General features: G+C 41.0%; 19 protein-coding genes and 1 pseudogene. 14 read left to right on the forward strand and 6 right to left on the reverse strand.

The window, feature by feature from the left end; translation table 11 throughout:
• Positions 1–42: 42 nt before the first annotated feature.
• Entirely contained in the window at positions 43–819 is a 777-nt protein-coding gene (gene fabI / locus ACM0OY_RS09620; RefSeq protein WP_414568645.1) for an enoyl-ACP reductase FabI, read from the reverse strand.
• Between the two features lie 379 nt (positions 820–1,198).
• Here fabI and ntcA point away from each other — a divergent pair, with 379 nt between their 5' ends.
• The 3 genes from ntcA (at position 1,199) to ACM0OY_RS09635 (ending at position 4,203) form a co-directional block, all read left to right on the forward strand.
• Positions 1,199–1,870 (forward strand): global nitrogen regulator NtcA, encoded by a 672-nt coding sequence (ntcA, locus tag ACM0OY_RS09625; protein WP_010998529.1) that lies wholly within the window; start codon positions 1,199–1,201, stop codon positions 1,868–1,870.
• 169 nt (positions 1,871–2,039) lie between these two features.
• Complete coding sequence (locus ACM0OY_RS09630) at positions 2,040–3,530, forward strand: DUF3084 domain-containing protein (RefSeq protein ID WP_414568646.1); 1,491 nt, start codon at positions 2,040–2,042, stop codon at positions 3,528–3,530.
• Between the two features lie 217 nt (positions 3,531–3,747).
• Complete coding sequence (locus ACM0OY_RS09635; protein ID WP_414568647.1) at positions 3,748–4,203, forward strand: resolvase; 456 nt, start codon at positions 3,748–3,750, stop codon at positions 4,201–4,203.
• 43 nt (positions 4,204–4,246) lie between these two features.
• Here ACM0OY_RS09635 and ACM0OY_RS09640 read toward each other — a convergent pair whose 3' ends face one another.
• A complete protein-coding gene (locus ACM0OY_RS09640) occupies positions 4,247–4,510 on the reverse strand; it encodes a DUF3146 family protein (RefSeq protein WP_073643105.1) in 264 nt (87 codons plus the stop codon).
• A gap of 224 nt (positions 4,511–4,734) precedes the next feature.
• Between ACM0OY_RS09640 and ACM0OY_RS09645 the strand changes: the two genes are divergently transcribed.
• The 3 genes from ACM0OY_RS09645 (at position 4,735) to ACM0OY_RS09655 (ending at position 7,297) form a co-directional block, all read left to right on the forward strand.
• Positions 4,735–5,601, forward strand: coding sequence for an aldo/keto reductase (locus ACM0OY_RS09645; RefSeq protein ID WP_414568704.1), 867 nt, complete (start codon positions 4,735–4,737; stop codon positions 5,599–5,601).
• 204 nt (positions 5,602–5,805) lie between these two features.
• On the forward strand, positions 5,806–6,636 hold the full coding sequence (locus ACM0OY_RS09650) for an EndoU domain-containing protein (RefSeq protein WP_414568648.1): 831 nt from the start codon (positions 5,806–5,808) through the stop codon (positions 6,634–6,636).
• 115 nt (positions 6,637–6,751) lie between these two features.
• Complete coding sequence (locus ACM0OY_RS09655; protein ID WP_414568649.1) at positions 6,752–7,297, forward strand: GNAT family N-acetyltransferase; 546 nt, start codon at positions 6,752–6,754, stop codon at positions 7,295–7,297.
• 21 nt (positions 7,298–7,318) lie between these two features.
• Here ACM0OY_RS09655 and ACM0OY_RS09660 read toward each other — a convergent pair whose 3' ends face one another.
• Positions 7,319–8,026: a Crp/Fnr family transcriptional regulator gene (locus ACM0OY_RS09660; protein ID WP_414568705.1), complete on the reverse strand. Its 708-nt coding sequence runs from the start codon at positions 8,024–8,026 to the stop codon at positions 7,319–7,321.
• 2 nt (positions 8,027–8,028) lie between these two features.
• Complete coding sequence (locus ACM0OY_RS09665; RefSeq protein WP_414568650.1) at positions 8,029–9,432, reverse strand: amidase; 1,404 nt, start codon at positions 9,430–9,432, stop codon at positions 8,029–8,031.
• A gap of 208 nt (positions 9,433–9,640) precedes the next feature.
• Between ACM0OY_RS09665 and ACM0OY_RS09670 the strand changes: the two genes are divergently transcribed.
• Positions 9,641–11,107, forward strand: coding sequence for a hypothetical protein (locus tag ACM0OY_RS09670; RefSeq protein WP_414568651.1), 1,467 nt, complete (start codon positions 9,641–9,643; stop codon positions 11,105–11,107).
• Positions 11,108–12,026: 919 nt separating this feature from the next.
• Here the strand turns inward: ACM0OY_RS09670 and ACM0OY_RS09675 are convergent.
• Positions 12,027–13,310 (reverse strand): ankyrin repeat domain-containing protein, encoded by a 1,284-nt coding sequence (locus ACM0OY_RS09675; RefSeq protein ID WP_414568652.1) that lies wholly within the window; start codon positions 13,308–13,310, stop codon positions 12,027–12,029.
• A 246-nt stretch (positions 13,311–13,556) separates the two neighbouring features.
• On the opposite strand from ACM0OY_RS09675, the gene ACM0OY_RS09680 reads away from it, so the two are divergent.
• Positions 13,557–14,027 carry a DUF4079 domain-containing protein gene (locus tag ACM0OY_RS09680; RefSeq protein WP_096536995.1) on the forward strand — a complete coding sequence of 157 codons (471 nt, stop codon included), beginning with the start codon at positions 13,557–13,559 and terminating at the stop codon, positions 14,025–14,027.
• 127 nt (positions 14,028–14,154) lie between these two features.
• Here ACM0OY_RS09680 and ACM0OY_RS09685 read toward each other — a convergent pair whose 3' ends face one another.
• The gene (locus tag ACM0OY_RS09685) at positions 14,155–14,838 is read right to left on the reverse strand and encodes a DUF1997 domain-containing protein (protein ID WP_414568653.1); all 684 of its coding nucleotides are present in this window, start codon (positions 14,836–14,838) and stop codon (positions 14,155–14,157) included.
• 178 nt (positions 14,839–15,016) lie between these two features.
• Between ACM0OY_RS09685 and ACM0OY_RS09690 the strand changes: the two genes are divergently transcribed.
• The 6 genes and pseudogenes from ACM0OY_RS09690 to ACM0OY_RS09715 all read left to right on the forward strand — a co-directional run bounded on the left by ACM0OY_RS09690 (position 15,017) and on the right by ACM0OY_RS09715 (position 19,658).
• The gene (locus tag ACM0OY_RS09690) at positions 15,017–15,673 is read left to right on the forward strand and encodes an NAD(P)H-binding protein (RefSeq protein ID WP_414568654.1); all 657 of its coding nucleotides are present in this window, start codon (positions 15,017–15,019) and stop codon (positions 15,671–15,673) included.
• A gap of 173 nt (positions 15,674–15,846) precedes the next feature.
• Positions 15,847–16,410 (forward strand): annotated as a pseudogene (locus ACM0OY_RS09695) (Uma2 family endonuclease).
• Positions 16,391–16,594: a hypothetical protein gene (locus ACM0OY_RS09700; RefSeq protein ID WP_414568655.1), complete on the forward strand. Its 204-nt coding sequence runs from the start codon at positions 16,391–16,393 to the stop codon at positions 16,592–16,594. The pseudogene ACM0OY_RS09695 and the gene ACM0OY_RS09700 overlap by 20 nt, the downstream one beginning before the upstream one ends.
• Positions 16,595–16,913: 319 nt before the next feature.
• A complete protein-coding gene (locus tag ACM0OY_RS09705) occupies positions 16,914–17,630 on the forward strand; it encodes a GDSL-type esterase/lipase family protein (protein ID WP_414568656.1) in 717 nt (238 codons plus the stop codon).
• A gap of 100 nt (positions 17,631–17,730) precedes the next feature.
• Positions 17,731–18,165 (forward strand): hypothetical protein, encoded by a 435-nt coding sequence (locus ACM0OY_RS09710; protein WP_414568657.1) that lies wholly within the window; start codon positions 17,731–17,733, stop codon positions 18,163–18,165.
• 203 nt (positions 18,166–18,368) lie between these two features.
• Positions 18,369–19,658 (forward strand): cation:proton antiporter, encoded by a 1,290-nt coding sequence (locus ACM0OY_RS09715; protein WP_414568658.1) that lies wholly within the window; start codon positions 18,369–18,371, stop codon positions 19,656–19,658.
• Positions 19,659–19,764 lie beyond the last annotated feature (106 nt).

Raw genomic sequence — 19,764 nt, forward strand, 5'->3', positions numbered from 1 at the left:
TGAATTTTTACCAATACCCAGTAGCTAATCCCCAGTCCCTAATTACATTCCCATAATTTCATATCCTGCATCTACATACAGAACTTGTCCGGTAATGCCACTGGACAAATCACTGCATAAAAAAGCCGCAGTGTTGCCCACTTCAAGCTGAGTGACAGTCCGTCGCAGGGGAGCTACTTGCTCTACATGATGAATCATATCTAATATTCCGCCCACTGCTGAAGATGCCAAAGTCCGGATAGGGCCTGCGGAGATTGCATTGACGCGGATATTTTGCGGCCCTAGTTCGGCGGCCAGGTAACGCACACTCATTTCTAAACCTGCTTTGGCAACTCCCATGACGTTATAGTTAGGGATTGCCCTGACACCTCCTAAATACGTCAGGGTGACAATACTACCTCCCTCGGTCATCAAGGGTTTAGCTGCACCGCTTAACTGCACCAGAGAATAAGTACTAATCTCTAAAGCAGTTTTGAAGCCAGAACGAGAGGTTTGACTAAAATCTCCTGTCAAATCCTCTTTGTTGGCAAAGGCTAGACAATGAATCAGGATGTCTAGCTTTCCCCACTTATCGCGTACTGTTTCAAAGGTAGATTGAATTTGTTCGTCGTCTTGAACATTACAGGGAAGAAATAAGCTGGGGTTGAGGGGTTGGACTAATTCGGCAACTTTTGTCTCCATTTTGCCGCGTTCATCGGGCAGATAGGTAATTCCCAGATTTGCTCCTGCTTTGTGCAACTGTTGGGCGATGCCCCAGGCAATGGAGCGGTTATTGGCAATACCTGTAACCAAAGCATTTTTTCCAGTCAGATTCAGCATAGGAATTGTTAATGCGATCGATGATTAGGAGCATACTAGAATCTGAGGCTAGTTTGTCTTCGTTTTACACAGGATTTGCAAAAATGAATATTGGTAAGGGTCTTTGCTGTCAGAAAATTCTTGATTCTTTCTAAAGATATTCTCAAGTTGTCTTTATTTGTTCTTCAAAAAAGCTTTTTAATACAGCTACTTGGAACCGTTTATCAACAATTTATAGCTGAATAGATCGACAATTATGTATCATTATAAACAAAGAGTTAGGAAGCAATTAGTTGGAGTATAGGAAAGTACAGAAAGGTTGACGGTGCTTTATTGAATTTTCAGGTGTATTCTTAGGTAATTAGTTTTTGTTTTTCCGGCATTGGGTAGGGGAAGGGAGATGATCGTGACACAAGATAAAGCCCTAGCAAATGTTTTTCGTCAGATGGCGACCGGGGCGTTTCCGCCAGTTGTGGAAACGTTTGAACGCAATAAAACGATCTTTTTTCCTGGCGATCCTGCCGAACGAGTTTATTTTCTTTTAAAGGGTGCTGTGAAACTTTCCAGGGTGTACGAGGCAGGAGAGGAAATAACGGTAGCACTATTGCGAGAAAATAGTGTTTTTGGTGTATTGTCATTGCTGACAGGAAATAAATCGGATAGGTTTTACCATGCAGTTGCATTTACCCCTGTGGAATTACTGTCGGCACCAATTGAACAAGTTGAGCAAGCACTCAAGGAAAATCCAGAATTATCAATGTTAATGCTGCGAGGTCTGTCTTCGCGAATTTTACAGACAGAGATGATGATTGAAACTCTTGCTCACCGAGATATGGGTTCCAGGTTGGTGAGTTTTTTATTAATTCTTTGTCGTGATTTTGGAGTTCCCTGTGCAGATGGGATCACAATTGATTTGAAGTTGTCTCATCAAGCGATCGCTGAGGCAATTGGTTCGACTCGTGTTACAGTTACAAGGCTACTAGGGGATTTGCGTGAGAAAAAGATGATTTCTATCCACAAGAAGAAGATTACTGTGCATAAACCCGTTACCTTAAGTCGGCAGTTCACATAAAAACAATTGGAGTTAGCGGAGTCGGCACGTGTTGTGTTTTTCAAGATCGCACTAAATAGCTAAAGGAAAATCTAAAATTGAGTAATTTCAGCTATTGCCAACCTCCACTTCTCCACAGAAAATGCTTAAAAGTAGTAGGCTGTATCTGGAAGGATTTCGGTAGCTAAACATGACCACCGGATACATCCTCATCGCAGCAATTTTAATTCTGGGAGGCGTAATTGCAACCGTGGGCGATCGCATCGGCACACGAGTTGGCAAAGCCCGCCTCTCACTCTTTAACCTTCGCCCAAAAAATACCGCAGTATTAGTAACAATTTTTACTGGCGGTTTGATTTCAGCATCAACCTTAGGGATTTTATTCGCTGCTGATGATAAATTGCGGCAAGGAGTCTTTGAGTTAGAAGATATTCAAACAGACCTCAGGCAAAAGCGGGAACAGTTAAAAACCGCAGAAACCCAGAAAAGTCAGGTAGAGAGTCAGCTAAATCAAGCAAGAATCGCCCAAGCAAAGGCACAACAAGACTTGCAAGCAATTAATCAATCCTTGCAGGCGGTCAATGCTAAGCAAAGGGAAACTCAAGCCCAGCTTAACCGCACCATTGAGCAGCAAGCCCAAACTCAAACTCAACTCCAGCGCACTCAGGGGCAACTAAATATAGTTGTCAGTCAGTACCAAAAAGCCATAGCTGAACTGCAAAGCGTTTACAATCAGCGACAGGAACTACAGGCAGCAGTTGAACTACTAAAGACAGAACGTCAACGACTGTATGCTGAAGCGAAAAAAGCGATTGACGAAGCCAAAACAGCTATCGAAAAACGGGATCGCGAACTTGCCAACCGCCAAGAAGTGATAGAAGCACGTGATCGCAAAATTGCCCAACTCGATCAATTGATTCAAAAGCGTAATTTAGAAATTACAGCTAGAGAACAAGTGATTGCCAAGCGGGAATCTCGCCTCAAAGAATTGGAAGCACAACAACAGCAACTAGAACAAGAAGTTGCAAGGCTGGAAAAATATTATCAATCCTACCAAGACCTGCGTTTGGGTAAGCTAGCCTTAGTTCGCGGTCAAGTTCTGGCTGCTGCTGTAATTCGTGTTACCCAAGCTGCTGCGGCTCGTCAGGCGGTGGTACAACTTTTACAACAAGCTAATCGCAACGCCAACCTCGAATTAAGTGAGCCTGGTGGAAATTCTGCAAATGTAGAGCTTGTGCGCGTAACTCAGGAAAGAGTTGAGCAATTGAGCAAGCAAATTGAGGATGGTCGAGAATACGTGGTGCGAATTTTCTCGGCAGGTAATTACGTTAGAGGAGAAAAGCAAATAGAATTCTTTGCCGACATAGCCAGGAATGAACTGGTTTTCTCTGGAGGCGCTCAGTTAGCCACAACTACTGCTGACCCTAAAAACATGACATCCTATCAATTACAGCAGCGATTGGAAATACTGATTTCTGCTTCCCAATTTCGTGCCCGTAACGCCGGAATTGTCGAAAATGTACAAGTAGATGGCACTTTTCTGCGTTTTGTCGCCCAATTAAGGCAGTATAATCAAGCATTGGAAATTAAAGCGATCGCCGCAGAAGACACTTATACAGCGGGGCCGTTGAGAGTCAAATTAGTAGCAGTAGTCAACGGACAAATTATTTTTAGTACTTAAAAAACAAGTCAGAAGCGGAGCGTCTCCGGCTCCGGTCAGAATTCAGAATTCAGAATTCAGAATACAATTAGTGGGAGATTCAGCGGAAAGTCACCAGTGGCGGCTTACGCCGTAGACGCCAAAAGGGCAGCTTACCATAGGCATCATAACTTTCCAAGACAGTATTTATGGGGTCATTAATTTTGAATTTTGAATTTTGAATTCGGAGCGAAGCGACGTGACTTTCCGTGAATTTTTACCGACACAGCCAGTGATCTTGGGTTTTGATCCAGGTCGAGATAAGTGTGGTTTAGCAATAATGGGACTGGATCGGCAGCTATATTATCATCAAGTCGTGCTGGCAAAAGAGGCGATCGCTACCATTGAGACACTGCGTCAAAAATTTCCCATCTCCTTGATGGTGATGGGCAACCAAACAACAGCCAAGCAGTGGAAGCAACAACTATATCAAGAATTACCAGAACCCTTGAATATCATTTTAGTAGATGAGCGTTACACAACCTTAGAAGCACGCGATCGCTATTGGCAAATGTATCCACCCAAAGGGCTAATAAAACTATTACCACAGGGCATGCGACAGCCTCCAAGGCCAATAGATGACATTGTTGCCATCCTGTTAATCGAAAGATACTTAAATCGCCTCACTGAATCAGCAGTGAGGAGTGAGGAGTGAAGAGTTAGCAATTAATATCTTCACAACTCCAAACTCCTAACTCTTAGAGTTCCGCCCGAATAGTAAAAGCATAGTCTCCTCCAGGCTCTAGTTGATAATCTTGTTTCTCCAAAAATCGACCGAGGGGTTCTTTGATTAAAGCGCGACCTTGGGAGGGCTTGACGGCAAGTTCTCCCCTACGAAAATGCCACTGGAAATGCCACTCAAACTCACCTGCACTCACTTCACCTTCAAGGAAGCCGTGTTGCCAGGATTGGCGGGTAATTTTGACATGGGCAATGGTTTCTGGCAGACGTTTGGCACTCACAATGCTTTATGTCAAGTGTGGAATAAGTAGCCTACATAATTAATTGGCTACTTATTTTATTTACCAAACATAGCTTAAATAGACAAACTGACAAAATGGGTATTTGTAATTGAGGGGGTTGTATTAATCAGGCGGAAGACTTGAGGGTAGGGAAGCTGCGGGGATAGCTAAAAAATTTTTAACTCAGTGCTTCATAATTAGGTCAGAAAACTATGACTAAAAGCATGGAAACCAAACAGCTAGGAAAAACTGGTATCTTTGTGAGTGCGATCGGTTTGGGTGGTATGCCGATGTCAATCTATAATCGCCCTCCAGAATCGGAATCAATCCAAGTGATTCATCGTGCTTTAGATCTAGGTATTACGTTTATTGATACTGCCGACTCTTATTGCAAAGATGAGTCAGATAAACATCACAACGAGCAGTTAATTCACAAAGCACTTACTAGTTATAAAGGCGATATCAGCCAAGTGATTGTCGCAACTAAGGGCGGCTTGATGCGTCCCGATGGTAATTGGACACGCAACGGTAACCCAGAACACTTGCGCCAAACAATTAAAGTCAGCTTTGAGGCTTTGGGTGGCGCTAAACCCATTGATGTTTGGCAATACCATTCCCCGGATAATAATTACACCATTGAAGAATCACTTGCACCAGTTAAAGAAGCTGTAGAAGCAGGTTTAATTCGGTTTGTGGGAGTTTCTAACTTTTCCGTTGAACAAATTAAGCAGGCGCAGGATCTGGTGGATATTGTCTCAGTGCAGAATCAATACAGCCCTTGGGAACGACAGCCAGAAATTGATGGTGTGCTGGAGTATTGCGAACAGCAAGGATTGACCTTTTTACCGTGGAGTCCCTTTGGTGGTAGGCGTCGTCATCAAAACTTAGAAGATATCCCAGCGATCGCTCAGTTGGCTAAAGAAAAAGGCGTGTCAGTGTACAATATCGTTCTAGCGTGGTTGCGTTCTAAGTCGCCTGCTATTTTGCCAATTCCTGGGGCTAGCAAAATTTCCAGCATTCAAGACTCAGCACAAGCTATCAATGTGAAACTATCTGATGAAGAAGTGCGAAAAATCGATCGGGCAACTTAGAAAATAGAGAGTAGGGAATGGGGAGTGGGGAGTAGGGAAAAGAAATTTTCATTGCTTCTTGTGAGTGCAATTTATAAAATCAACACACTCGGTAAATACTATATCAACCCGGTTTATTAAAAAAACTGGGTTTTTTATCAAGTAGACTATCCATAGAATTAAACTTGGCATGGCACTCTCATTCAAGTAATTAAACTAAAATTTATGCAGCCAACTTCTGTAACCAATAGGTTGAAGCAGATGGTATTTGCTATTTTGCTACTGTTTTCGCCGTTGTACTTGCAAACTTCAGTAGACGCACAATCACAGGACAATACCAAACTTCTGGCATTTTTTGATAATGTAAATAATCCGGTTACTGTTGGTTTTCCCGCAGGACAACAAGTAGATATCACACCACCGCCACCGCAGCTAAATTCTTTCGATCGAGCCGTATTAAAAATTTGTGGATCTATTGGTACGAGAGTGAGTAATAATAGTTTTAAAGAATTGTTATCTTCATACCCAGATGTGTTAGAAAAAGTTCAGCAAGCTAGCGGCGGTGAACTGAGTCCCGGACGTAAAAATAAAGCACAATTTCTGGAAGATTTAACTAATATTTGGTTCAAGCGTCGGGGATTTGAACATATATTTTGTGGTGAAATATATAACGCTAATGATATTGGTGGCTTACATTTTTACGGCAGGTATTTACAGCTACAAAATCAGGGTATAGGGGGACGGCTACCCTATAATCAAGGACGAGAAGAAGTTGTTCCTGGGGTAATTTATACAATGGGTGTAGTAATTAAGCAGAAAAATCGTACAATCAGAGATGTCATCAAAGGCTATGGCTATCTAAGCAATGCTGAAGAAATACTTTTAGATACCACTAAAATATTCAAACTTCAAGGAAACAACGAAGGTGCGTGTATTTATAATGTAAGCGATCGCGAAACAGGCAAATCCTTTCCTACTGTTTTTGTCAGAGAAGAAAAAGCAATCATTACCTATTATCCTGACGCTACTCCTCAGGGTGCAAAATGTAGAAGTTAAACTGGGGATTCAATACTGGGATTAAGACCAACTAATTAATAATATGATTGTCAACATATTACCGTACCTTGTTAAAATTCCCAAATACTCTGCAATAAGCACATAATACAAATAAATGAAATTGGAAACAAGCCGCTTGCTAATGCGTGAGTTTTTAGAGATAGATTCGCAGGCAGTTTTTACATATCAATCCGAACCTTTATACTTGCTTTACTCGCACTGGACGCATCGTAACCACAAGGATGTTCGTGAGTTTGTCCAGATGTTTATTAATCAGCAATTAGAACAACCACGCACAAACTTTCAGTTAGCTGTTGTTCTTAAAACAGAAAATCGACTGATTGGCAATTGTGGTATTCGTGTCAACGATCCTGAATTGCGAGAAGCAAACATCGGCTATGAACTAAATCCTCAGTATTGGGGACAAGGTTATGCAACAGAAGCAGCACAGGCAATTCTCAAGTTCGGCTTTGAAGAATTAAAAATGCATCGTATCTGGTCATGGTGTGTTGCAGAAAATATCGCCTCTTTTAGAGTTTTAGAAAAAATTGGTATGCATCGTGAAGGGCATCTGCGAGAAAAAGAGTTAATTAAAGGTAAATGGTATGACAATTTTATTTACTCTATTATTGAAAATGAGTGGAAAACATCGCCAGCTTAGATTTAAAAATATTTTCAATAATTAAACATGATTACTATCTAAACCAGAAGCGATCGCATCTAATTTATTGGCATCAATTATTGTAATTTTACCACCCCGACTATAAGCAATTACTGACTTGAGGCTTTTAATTAAACGCACACATTCTTCGTAGGTAATACCGCTACTCCGAGCCATGCGGTAATAAGATAATCTGGTCTTTAAACACTCTCCCTGTGGAGTTAAATCAGTTCCGGATTCACCAGCAAAATACTGAATTAATCTCGTAATCCGAACAATAGCTCTTTCAGAAACTAATCCGTGGACTGTTTGATGTAATTGCTGAATTCTACTATTAAAAACCATCAGCATTCGTAATGCAATTTCAGGATTTTCTTGAATAGCTTTTAATAAAGCATCTCGCTCCACAGTCAGAATTTCACAATCAGATTCAGCAGTTACAGTTGCAGGAGAAATACCATTTCCTAACAAAGCAGGAGCCGCAAAAATTTCTCCAGCAGCTAAGACGCGGAAAATAGTTTCTTTCCCCGTTGTTGCTGTTTTGCTAACTTGAATTAATCCACTGACAACAGCATACAGTTTTGCTGGCAAGCGATCGCCTTCATGCAAAACAATCTCTCCTTTGCGATAGCATTGCACCTGAGTGTAAGGTTGCAAAGTTACTGTGTCTGCTGTTTCTAAACCTGCAAACACAGTAATTTGTGAAAGTTGTTCCACAGATGCCTGCATCATTAGGCTGATATTGCAAAAGCTGGACGATGCCCAATCCAAGGTTTAGCCGCTTCTATTTGTGCTGCTAGGCTGATGAGTGTGGCTTCAGCCGCCGGCTTGCCAATTAGCTGCACACTAATAGGTAAACCCTTATTATCAAATCCTACAGGAATGGCGATCGCTGGTTGTCCAGTTGCATTCGCAGGCGGACAAGGTGCAACCCATTGAACAATATTTTGGAATGTCTCTTCTGGACTCAGATTAGCCCATTCCCCAACACGAATGGGTGAATGTAAATAAACTGGCAATAGCAGCACATCCACGGTATCAAAAAACGCTACAATTTGCCGTGCCACTACCTGCATTTGGGCAACTGCTTGCAGGTACTCAGCTACGGAACCTGTGCGGGCAAATAGCCAGCGATTCAACGGCTGCAAGACTTCAACAGGAAGTCCTGATGCCGCTACCCCTGCTTGCCAGACGATTTGAAATGGTTCAACTAAACCGCTGAAATCTGGAGATTTCTGTTCAACTTGATGACCAAGTTGTTCTAACAACTCGACTGTTTCTCGGACACCTTGCTGGCAGTTGGCATCTGCTTCTCCCAGAGGAAAAATGCTAGTGTCAAAGGCTATTCGCAAAGCGCCAGGTTTTGTTTCGCTGGCAGCGAAAAATGATGTTTCCGGATCTGGTAACCAGTAAGGATCGCCTGTGACATAGCCAGATATGACATCCAAAAGCGCAGCAGCATCAGCCACAGTCCGCGCTATTGGGCCGTTGGTGGCAATTCCAGCGAGGCGTTCGCCCACGGGTGCTTTACTCACCCTACCCCGTGATGGCTTGAGTCCCACCAAACCACAACAAGCCGCAGGCCCCCGAATCGAACCACCACCATCAGAACCTTGGGCGATGGCACACAATCCTGCTGCTAGCGCCGCCGCCGCACCACCACTAGAACCGCCAGGGGTGTATTCTAAATTCCAGGGATTTCTTGCTGGGGGAAAACCCGTAGGTTCGCTATAAGGTAATGAACCTAATTCGGAAGTGGCTGTTTTACCGAGAATAGTAAAACCAGCTTGCCTAATCCGTGTCACAACTGCATCATCATAGTTAGCGATATTGTTGATTAGTGCCGGATTTCCATAGGTACAAGTAGCACCAGCTACAGCATTCAGATCTTTAATGGAAATCGGCACACCAAAAAATGGCGGTAGTTCTGAGGTAGTTGTTAATAACTCTGTTTTCGCTTTAGCATCTGCGATCGCTGTTTCTGTGGTGACTGTAAAATAACTTCCTAATTGGGGATTTAACTGCCGAATCCGTTCTAAATATATTTCTACTAACTCTAGCGGTGATACTTCCCGACGACGGATTAATTGGGCTAACTCTAGTGCTGAGGTAAATGCTAAATCAACTTCATTCATACATTAGTAAATAGGTAATTTCACCTTTCTTTGGGATTTTTAAACTGAAATTGTTACTTTAGTAGGATTTCGGGGAACTATGTATTCTATAGTTCCTGAAATTTGTCATTCATTTAGGATGCTCAGAGGCAATAGACGTGGTTATGTTCTTACTTCAGCCATTTTAATTGTTTCGCATATATTTTCGACAAATCCCTAAGGGGTATTTATGGCTAACCTCGAATTACTTGTTAGTGAATTGCCAAAATTGATTCAGAGTTTGAAGCTAACTATTAGCGATTCTCATGAAATCATGCAACAAATTATACTGATTAATAATGCTCAGGAAGAACTCAGGAATATTCAAAAAATAATTGTTCAAGAATTAAAATTTGACAATCTTAATAATTCGGCGATCGCCACACTTCCTCGAAGTAATACAGTAGCCAGTTTGTTTATACCTCATATTGGATTAGTAGATCCAGTCCTAGCAGCAAAATTTGGGAATTCGGAAACTAAACTTTCATTAACTGATTTACAAAAAAAAATTGAAACCTGGATTGAATGGGGCTATTTTTTGCAGGCTTTAGCTGCGGATATTCTCAGCGATCTTCAATTAGTAAATCAACTCAATTCTGATAGTTCACATATCAGTTTACCTGCTAAATTTAAAGCAATTACTGAAAACTTAAAAAGTAGTTTAGTCTTCACCAACTCTAAAAATTTGGAGTATCAATTTCAAAAAATCAGCAATTCTCAAAAAGAATTATTACAGCTACAACAAAAGTTAAACTATATTTTTAATACTATCAAAACTAGTCATAGCTTACTAACTATTTTATTAGGAGTCTCTGCTTTTTGCGGTAAATCTGGATTTACCTTAGAGTGGTTGGATGATGACCACGAATTAATTATATCAAGTGATGGTAAAATTCAAGAGTTAACCAATATATTGAATGATTGTGATATTTTTCAAGAACAAATTGCTACTTTAATTATTCAAGGTGACACTTTAAGAGAACAGGCAGAACAAGCTCTAAAAAAGATTGAACACCAAAGTACGAAAAAATTAGTTATTAAAAATCAATTAGATGATGGCATAAAATTGCCGACAAATAAAATAATAGGCTCAGCTTTTTTTATAGTCTCAAGCTTATTAATGTTAGGTTTTGCTAGTTGGCAAATACAAGACCGGAATCCACAATTAAAAAGTCGAATTTTAACTCAAGAAGAAAGAGCGATCGCTAACTTTAAATCTGCTCAAAAACTCGGTATGGAAGCTGCTTCTTTAGTCCAAAAGCCGCCACATTCTCTACAAACATGGCAACAAGCAGAAACTAAATGGTATCAAGCAATAAATTTGTTAAATAGCATTCCTACTCAAACATCAGTCTCTGACCAAGCAAAGAATAAATTAACTCGTTATCGGATTAACTATAACGCTATTAGTAAAATAGTTTTAACTGAAAAAAAAGCAACTACCAACTTAGAATTAGCGCAAAAATTGGCAATAGAAGCTACGTTTTTTGTACACAATTCACCTCATTCAACAATAACTCGCCAGCAAGCAAAAGATAAATGGAAGCAAGCTATTAAGCTATTAGAAGCTATTCCAGAAAATAGTTCTGTTTCTACGCAAGCTAAAGAAACACTTCCTATTTATAAAACTAATTATGCTGCTATTAGATCGAGATAATCCAAAACTAATAGATATACATTTTTGGATTTGAGATTTTGCGGAAACTCTCTGGCGTTCGCCAAGCGTCTTGGAAAGAGGTTTCCTCAATTGGCACAGCCTACTGCAACAAAAAGTTTCAGTATCCAGTCCCTACTGTCTATATTTCAAGCTAGTCAATAATTCGGTTTAAATTTCGATACTCATCAAATTACTGACAATTGGAAATTGACTACAGTGATTCTACTAAATTTAATATTTTATTTATATTCTCTGGGACTTTCCGTAGCGATCGCCCAAATACTCGCAAATCAGGCTTTTTTGATTACTAGTTTATGCTTAGCGTCTAATATTATACATTAAAAATGATGTTTAGAATACTTTTATCTTCAAATAAAAACTATATATTTTGCACATCTAGCACAGTAGGAAACGCCGAGGGGGAGACTGGTAAAAGGTACAAGGTAAAAGCTACAAAGTAATTAAGGTAAGTTTCCTTCTTCATTTTTGCCCGCTTTCTATCCTTGTGGCGCAAGCATTTTCCCTGCTCCATCTCGGCGTTTTAATTTTTCTTTCATCCGTTGCAGCAAGCTCACAACAGCTGCGACGGATTTTTGCTTTCTTTTGTTTATGCTATCTAAATTCTAGAGGAATCTAGAGATTTATTTCTTACTTCATAACAAGCATGAGACCCGCTATTCATCAGTAAGCATTTCAGGCTTTAGCTAAACCCGATCGATGTAATTGCTCAACTTTGGTTTTAGTAAACCTTGATTGGTATTTAAGTAAATAACTTTGATTTAATTGATTGTCAATATGCTTGTAACAATATTTTATAAAAAGAGAATAAAGGCGTCAGAATTCAGGGGATAGGGCATTGGGAGGTGTGGGAGGATGGAAAGAAATCTTTCCCCCTTCTCTCCCTACACTCCCTCCGCCCTTATTCCTGCGCTCCAGCGTTTTGCAAACTCCGTACAATATCCTGATAACCATTAAATTCTGCAATCATCAAAGCAGTGTAACCGCCTCGGTTTTTCAAATTCACATCAGCCCCAGCTTGGATTAATAACTGCACAATCTCTCCATAACCGGCTGAAGCAGCCCACATCAATGCTGTTGCCCTTGCTGAGTCTTGAAAGTTGATATCTGCCCCCTTTGCTAAGAGGATTTCTACCACCTTTGTGTGCTGGCGTTCAGTTGCCTTAATCAAAGCACTTTTACCATCATCTGCTCGAACATTGGTATCAGCACCATAATTGAGCAATACTTTCACTGTTTGGGTGTGCCCATGTGATGCAGCCAGCGTCAAAGGTACTTCACCGAGGTTTTTTCCACAAATATCTCCTCCACAACGCAGCAGTACTTCCACAATTTGGTTGTGTCCCTGCAATGCTGCTACCAACAATGGCGTGTCACCAAGATGGTTTTTAATTTGTACATCCGCACCTTTGTTAAGTAACACTTGCACCACATCAACATAGCCTTCCACAACGGCAAGATGTAAGGCAGTTTCACCATCCTGGTCTTGGAGATTAATCTGGGCCCCCCGATCGAGTAAAGCAGATGCGAGCGCACTGTGTCCTGCCGCCGCGGCCGCCGATAACGCAGTTCCACCACCAGCGTTTTTCGCGTTCACATCAGCCCCCGCCGCCAGCAGTGCTTGAACAACCTCCAGATGTCCCAAATCTGCCGCTAACATTAACGGTGTCTCACCCTCCTCATCTGGGACATTGACATCTACACTAGCTTCGAGGATTGCTTTTATAACTTCTACGTGTGCGTGCTTAACTGCTAGCTTCAAAGCCGTATCATCATCTTTATCAGCGATGTCCACTAAACCACCAGCAGCCAATAGAACTCGTACTATTTCCACATGACCTTTAACTACTACTGCCATTAAAGCTGTGCTGCCATCTTCATTAGTGGCGTTGACATCAGCACCTCTAGATATTAAAAGCTGCACAATGTCAAGCTGTTTGGCGCTAGCTGCTAACATCAAAGGCGTCAAACCATAGAGTTTTCTTTTTAAATTGATATTTGCCCCAGCATCCAGCAGCGATCGCACAATTTCGGTGTAGCCTAAATTGGCAGCAAACATTAAAGCTGTGGTGCCTTGGTGATCGCACGTATCCACCTTCACACCAGCAGCTAGTAGCCCGCACAGCCCCTTGATATCCCCACTTTTAGCAGCCTTCAGCAGCAAAGTATCGTTGTTTTCAATCATCGATGAGATCCCACACAGGGAAGTTATTCGTCTACCCTCAAAATTCAGCTTAAGTCAAAACAAGCCCAAACGAGTGCCTCGACTTTCTGCTGAACCCTCCAATCTAATTGCATTCTGAATTCTGTTAGCGCGGCGGGGCGTAGCCCATTCTCAATTCTGACTTCTTCTTTAATTTCTGAAACTTTAAGCACAGAAAATAGAGTTATGCTAATTTTTATGAAGATTTAATAATTGGGCGAGGACACGATGAGTCTGGAACTTTCTCCGTCGGTGAAATATTGGCTGAACTTCTTTCATCCGCTGATGATGTGGGCGCTATTAGTAGTCTCGATTTATGCCGCCTATTTGGGGTTGCAAGTACAGCGTACCAGAAATGCTCAGGGTGAAGAAAAGAAAGAACTGATTAAAGGTAGATATAACGTCAGACATTATCAAATCGGGTCTATACTCCTAGCTTTGATGGTGGCAGGTGCAATTGGAGGGATGGCTGTCACTTACATCAATAATGGCAAGTTATTTGTAGGGCCTCACCTGCTAGCAGGATTGGGAATGACGGGTTTGATTGCATTTTCGGCGGCTTTGTCTCCCTACATGCAAAAAGGAGCAAATTGGGCGCGTGCAACTCACATTTTGTTGAATTTCACGCTTTTAGGGCTTTTTGTTTGGCAGGCTGTTAGTGGGGTACAAATTGTCCAAAAAATTCTGACTCAAGCATAGTTAATTAGTCATTTGTCCTTTGTCATTAGTTTATGACAAGGGACAAACAACTGTTGACTAGCAACTTGAGATTTTTTTGGTTTATGCTTCACACCTTGTGGTCGAAACAAATCCAAAATCGGTTGACTCACCGCTTTTTCTTGGAATTGACAGGAAAGGGTATTTGCAAAGAGTGATGAAAATCTTCTTGGACTTTGCGAGTTAAGCGGCGGGAGACTTGGCGGACGATTTGATTAAGTAAGCGATCGCCTGTAGATTGAACTAAAGACTTGGGTAATCGCTGAATAAACTTGGGAAAGTGTATATAAACGACTAAATCCAACTCCCATTCAACTCTGGTCACCTCCCCAATGTCAGTAGAAACACCATTTGCCACGTTTTCTGTTAACTTGAGGGATGCTCGGTAATCTACGTCATAACCAGGTGGATGGTAATCGGGAATGGGAATTGTGCGGATGCGGTAAATACCCTCGTCTGGAGGTAATAATTCCAAACCAATTTTTGGTTCTACTTCATAGCCAAAAGAACCAAAACGACCAATTACTAGAGCATAGCCATTTTCTCCCAACCTTTGCACCTTCATCGGTTCAGCGCAGCGCGAAAACCATGAACTGTGAGAATTGAGGTACTCAGCAACCTTTACCTCTGGAGCAAACATTTCCATACAGTCTTGATAACGACCATAAAATTTTGTTAGTGTCGCTAAATGTGTTTCTGTTAATGTCTCGTTTGCTTCTTCTTGGCTGGATGCTACTGGTAAAACTGTTTCTGTTATTTCCAAGGATTGGTATTCGCCGTTTCTTAAAAGCATAAATGCATTACTGTATACTTTGGCGTTCGTCTATATTAATAATTCCCTGCTGACTTGGGTCGTTTCGCACAAGTATCCTATTTTGACAGAAACCTCAAAAATCTGCCATCGACTCCATAGAATCACTAAAATAAAGAACTGAACAAGCACACAATAGTTTCCCAGGATAGCATTTCTCATGAAAGCATTTGTAGCAGGGGCAACAGGTGAAACAGGTCGCCGAATCGTGCAAGAATTGGTAGCGCGGAATATCCCAGTCATAGCTCTGGTGCGCGATATAGAAAAAGCTAGGGGTATTCTCTCTCCTGAAGCCGAATTAGTGGTAGGCGACGTGTTACAACCAGAAACTCTAACTGCTGCCTTGGGAGATAGCACAGTTGTGTTGGTTGCTACTGGTGCAAAACCTAGCTTTGACCCCACCGGCCCCTATAAAGTGGATTTTGAAGGTACGAAAAATCTAGTCCATGCTGCTAAGACCAAAGGAATTGAGCATTTTGTCTTAGTTTCTTCTTTGTGTACATCTAAGTTATTCCATCCACTGAACTTGTTTTGGCTAATTTTGGTCTGGAAAAAGCAAGCTGAAGAATACATCCAGAAAAGTGGTCTTACTTATACGATTGTGCGGCCTGGTGGCTTAAAGAATGAAGATAATACTGACTCCATTGTGATGCAGGGTGCTGATACACTGTTTGACGGTAGCATTCCTCGGCAAAAAGTCGCCCAAGTTAGCGTCGAGGCATTGTTACAACCAGCTGCACGGAATAAAGTTGTCGAGATTGTTGCGAAGCCAGAAGCAGCCTCGAAAAGTTTTGCAGAGCTATTTCAACAGTGCTAGGTTGAAAGTACAGACGCGATGAATCGCGTCTGTACAAGAGTAGGGGAGAAATTTAGAAGTTAGAGTTAAAGCGATCGCTCTTTATCTTATTCTGATTCAACAAAGAATTGCATAATATTTATTCCCTACTCTTTTTTTGAAAAATAATTAAATAAGTAGTAGTTGAGGTAGCGATGTCTGTGCAATTACTAAGACGGAAATTCACAGTTGAGCAATATCACAAAATGGTTGAGTCGGGAATTCTCAAAGACGATGAGCGAGTGGAATTGATTCGGGGAGAAATCATTGAGATGTCGCCAATTGGGACAAAACACGCTGCTTGTGTAAATCGACTTGTTAACCTGTTGATTCAACTCTTGGGGAAACGCATTATACTTGCTTCTCAAAATCCAATTGCGTTGAACAATAATTAAGAACCCCAGCCAGATGTCGCATTACTCAAACCCCGTAGTGATTTCTACGCCACAGCACACCCCGAACCCCAGGATATTTTTTTATTAATTGAAGTGTCTGATTCGACTGTTGTGTATGACCGGGAAGAGAAAATCCCTTTATATGCAGAAGCTAATATTATAGAAGTTTGGTTGGTAGATATTAACGAGCAAATTGTCGAAGTTTATCAACAACCAACAGCCGCAGGATATCAGCATATTCAAAAGTTTACTAAGGGTCAAACTTTATTAATTCAAGCTTTCCCTGATGTCAAGATTACCGTCAATGAAATCTTTGGCAGATAAAATTACTTCTCTCTCATCTCCCTTTCATCCTTTCAAGACGCAAAAAATCTACCATTATTTAAACAAAGTTTCTGAGGTCAGTCTCACAGCCGGAGGCGGCGCACTGGCTACTATCACAAGCGTTCAACTCGCCAAGCAAATCAAAGAGCAATTATTAGAGATTATAGAAAAATCAGATGAGTAAATTTAGAGAAGATAGAGCGATTATCCCTAAAATAACCTGAAATATGGAGCGATCGCTACGCTATCTTGAGTAACTAACTCCAAACTTGAGCCTTAAAGGCGCAATCGTCAGCCTCAAAGCCGCAACTTTCAGCATCAAAGGCGCAACCGTCAGTCTCAGAACCTTAACTTTCACCCTCAAAGGCTCTCAACTGCGGCAATATTAATCTTGCAACCACATCAACAGCTAGAAACGACATAGATGCTTGGATCTTTCAAGATAGCCATGTATGGTATAGAAATGTATAGAATCTTGAATAGATATAAAATATAGTTCTTAAATGCACACATTTTCAGCATCTTCCTCAATGCAGCTGTCTGTACCACCAAAACACTTTCAGCCAAAGAAGATTGTCGCACTGGGAGACAGCTTAATATATGGATTTGGCGACCCGGAAAAAGGGGGATGGATTGAGCAACTACGGCGATGGTGGATGTTGCCGGATAGTGCGGGTCATGTTCTTTATAATTTAGGCGTAAGAGGCGATCGCACGCAACAAGTAGCCCAAAGGCTAGAAGTTGAATTTCGCCATCGCGGTGAGTTGCGAAATCGTGTTCCTGATTTGATTATTTTATCAGTAGGCGTCAACGACTCAGCGCGTTTGGCGCGTCCCGATGGGCGGAGTTACACAGATTTTAGCGTATTTGAAAAGGAAATCGCTTCTCTGCTAGATTTGGCACAACAACTCTGTCCTGTATTATTTGTGGGCATGGTGCCAGTAGATGAAGCTAAGATGCCATTTTTAGATTGCTTTTACTATAATCATGACGATCAGTACCGCTACAAACAAGCAACTCGTCTTGCTTGTGATAAACGGCAAATTCCCTATTTAGATATTTTTGATATATGGATGGAACGCGGTGAAGCTTGGCGACTCAAACGCTTGAGCGATGATGGACTTCATCCCAATACACTAGGTTATCAAGCCTTGTTAGAAGACGTAATCAATTGGGATGCTATAGTAAATTACCATTCTCTAGATTTAGTTACCACCTGAAACTATAACAATTTTAGATTTTAGGCTGCACCAAAGGTGTGCTTACAGCGCAACTTTGATTTTGGATTGAATCTAAAATCTAAAATCTAAAACTACTCCTATGACACCAACTTTATTTGGCCGCTGGCAAACTCGATTACTATTACTTGTAACTGTAGGCGTACTCGTATCTTTACCCTTTGCAATGGGTTTGATTGGTTCTGGTGCTAACTCAGTTTATTTTTGGATACTTGGTTATGTCGCCGTCTTTGGTTTAGGTTGGGATGTACTTTATAACTATCTCCAAAAATTCCGCTGGGACAGAGATTGGCCAGCAGCTTATCAACTTTTAGCTGGTATTTGGGAATTACTGTTTGTGTTCTGTGGAATCAAACTTTTTGGGTTTTTACCAATACCTTTACCAAAGGAAGAACTGTCACCAACAGATTTTTTATTACACTATAGCGTCGTCTGGTTAGCAGTTTTTATTACTTCCCAAAGCCTGATGCGAATTATATTTCTCCGTTGGCGTTTTCGGGGTGGAGAGTGGTTGTAATTCGTAATTGTTAAAAGAGAATTCAGAATCAATTAGTGAGAGTAATTTTCAACACACTAGAATACAGATGAATCTAGGGGCGCACAGCTGTGCGCCCCTACCTTTATATTCAATTAGACATGTGTGGGCATTACTGTGCTAAAAAAATATATTTGTATTATTATTTACTTTACTCAGATTTAATTTCTGCGCAATAAAATACAATGTCAAATTTTGATCTGGTTATTCAGCTATTTCTGCAACTGACAGTAATTTTAGTCACTTGTCGCATAGTTACAATTTTAGGACGCCGCTATCTCGGTCAAACTGATGTTGTTTGCGAAATGATTGCAGGTGTCATGCTAGGGCCATCACTTCTGGGTTTGATTGCACCAGATTTCCAGCAATGGCTATTTCCTAAGTTGCCGATTATCACTGCTTTAGGAGATAAGATACCCAATCCATCAATGTCGATTTTATATGCCATCAGTCAAATTGGATTAGCAATTTATATGTTTTTGATTGGTTTAGAGTTCAACACAAAACTCTTAAAACACCATATCAAAAGCGCGGGTTTGTTATCTGCGGCTGGGATTATTACTCCTTTTATCTTAGGAGCGATCGCTTCTTTTTGGTTATACCACAATGGCAATTTCTTTCAACCAAAAGTAGTGCCTTGGTCAGCCGCTTTATATCTAGGTGCGTCGATGACAATCACCGCTTTTCCGATGTTAGCTCGGATTCTTTACGAACGCGGACTTGCACAAACTCGCTTCGGGACTTTGGCTTTAGGCGCAGCATCGGTAGATGATGGAGTTGCTTGGTGTTTGCTAGCGATCGTGCTTGCTAGTGTGAAAAATTCCATCAACATCGCCATCTTAGCAATTGGTGGTGGCATTTGCTACGTGCTATTTGCTATTTTTATCGGGCAACGTCTACTTAAAGCCTTCACACGCATGACAAAACGTGATGCGGGTGTGAATAGACAAACATTGACTTTATTATTGATAGTTTTGATGTTTTGTGCATGGTTTACTGATATCACAGGTATCTATGCAATATTCGGTGCATTTATTTTGGGAGCAATAACACCACGCGGAGAATTCGCCCAACAAATTCGCCAATATACAGAGTTTTTCACAACTTCTTTTTTGCTGCCGATATTTTTTGTCTTTTCTGGATTAAACACTCAAATCGGACTAGTAAATACACCTGCATTATGGGGAATTACCCTCTTAATTTTGGCGATCGCAATTCTCGGTAAAGGTATTGCTTGTATGTTAGCAGCAAAATTAGCAGGAGAAAATTGGCGCGAATCAGCAACTATCGGCGCTCTGATGAATGCTCGCGGTTTAATGGAGTTAATTATCCTCAATATTGGTCTTGAGCAAGGTATAATTACCCCTACTTTATTCACTATTATGGTTATTATGGCTGTAGTTACTACACTCATGGCATCACCCTTGGTTGCCTTTTTATTGCACGGTACAAGCTATGAAAAATTTACTGTTTAAACAAATCTATATAGGAAATTAACAATGAATTACTGATAGGAACTGTAGCAAAGTACTGAGTTTTGACATTTACCGAAAATACAAAGCAAATATACCAGGCGATTAG

The sequence above is a fragment of the Nostoc sp. CCY 9925 genome (genome assembly GCF_963920935.1).
Lineage (GTDB): Bacteria > Cyanobacteriota > Cyanobacteriia > Cyanobacteriales > Nostocaceae > Nostoc.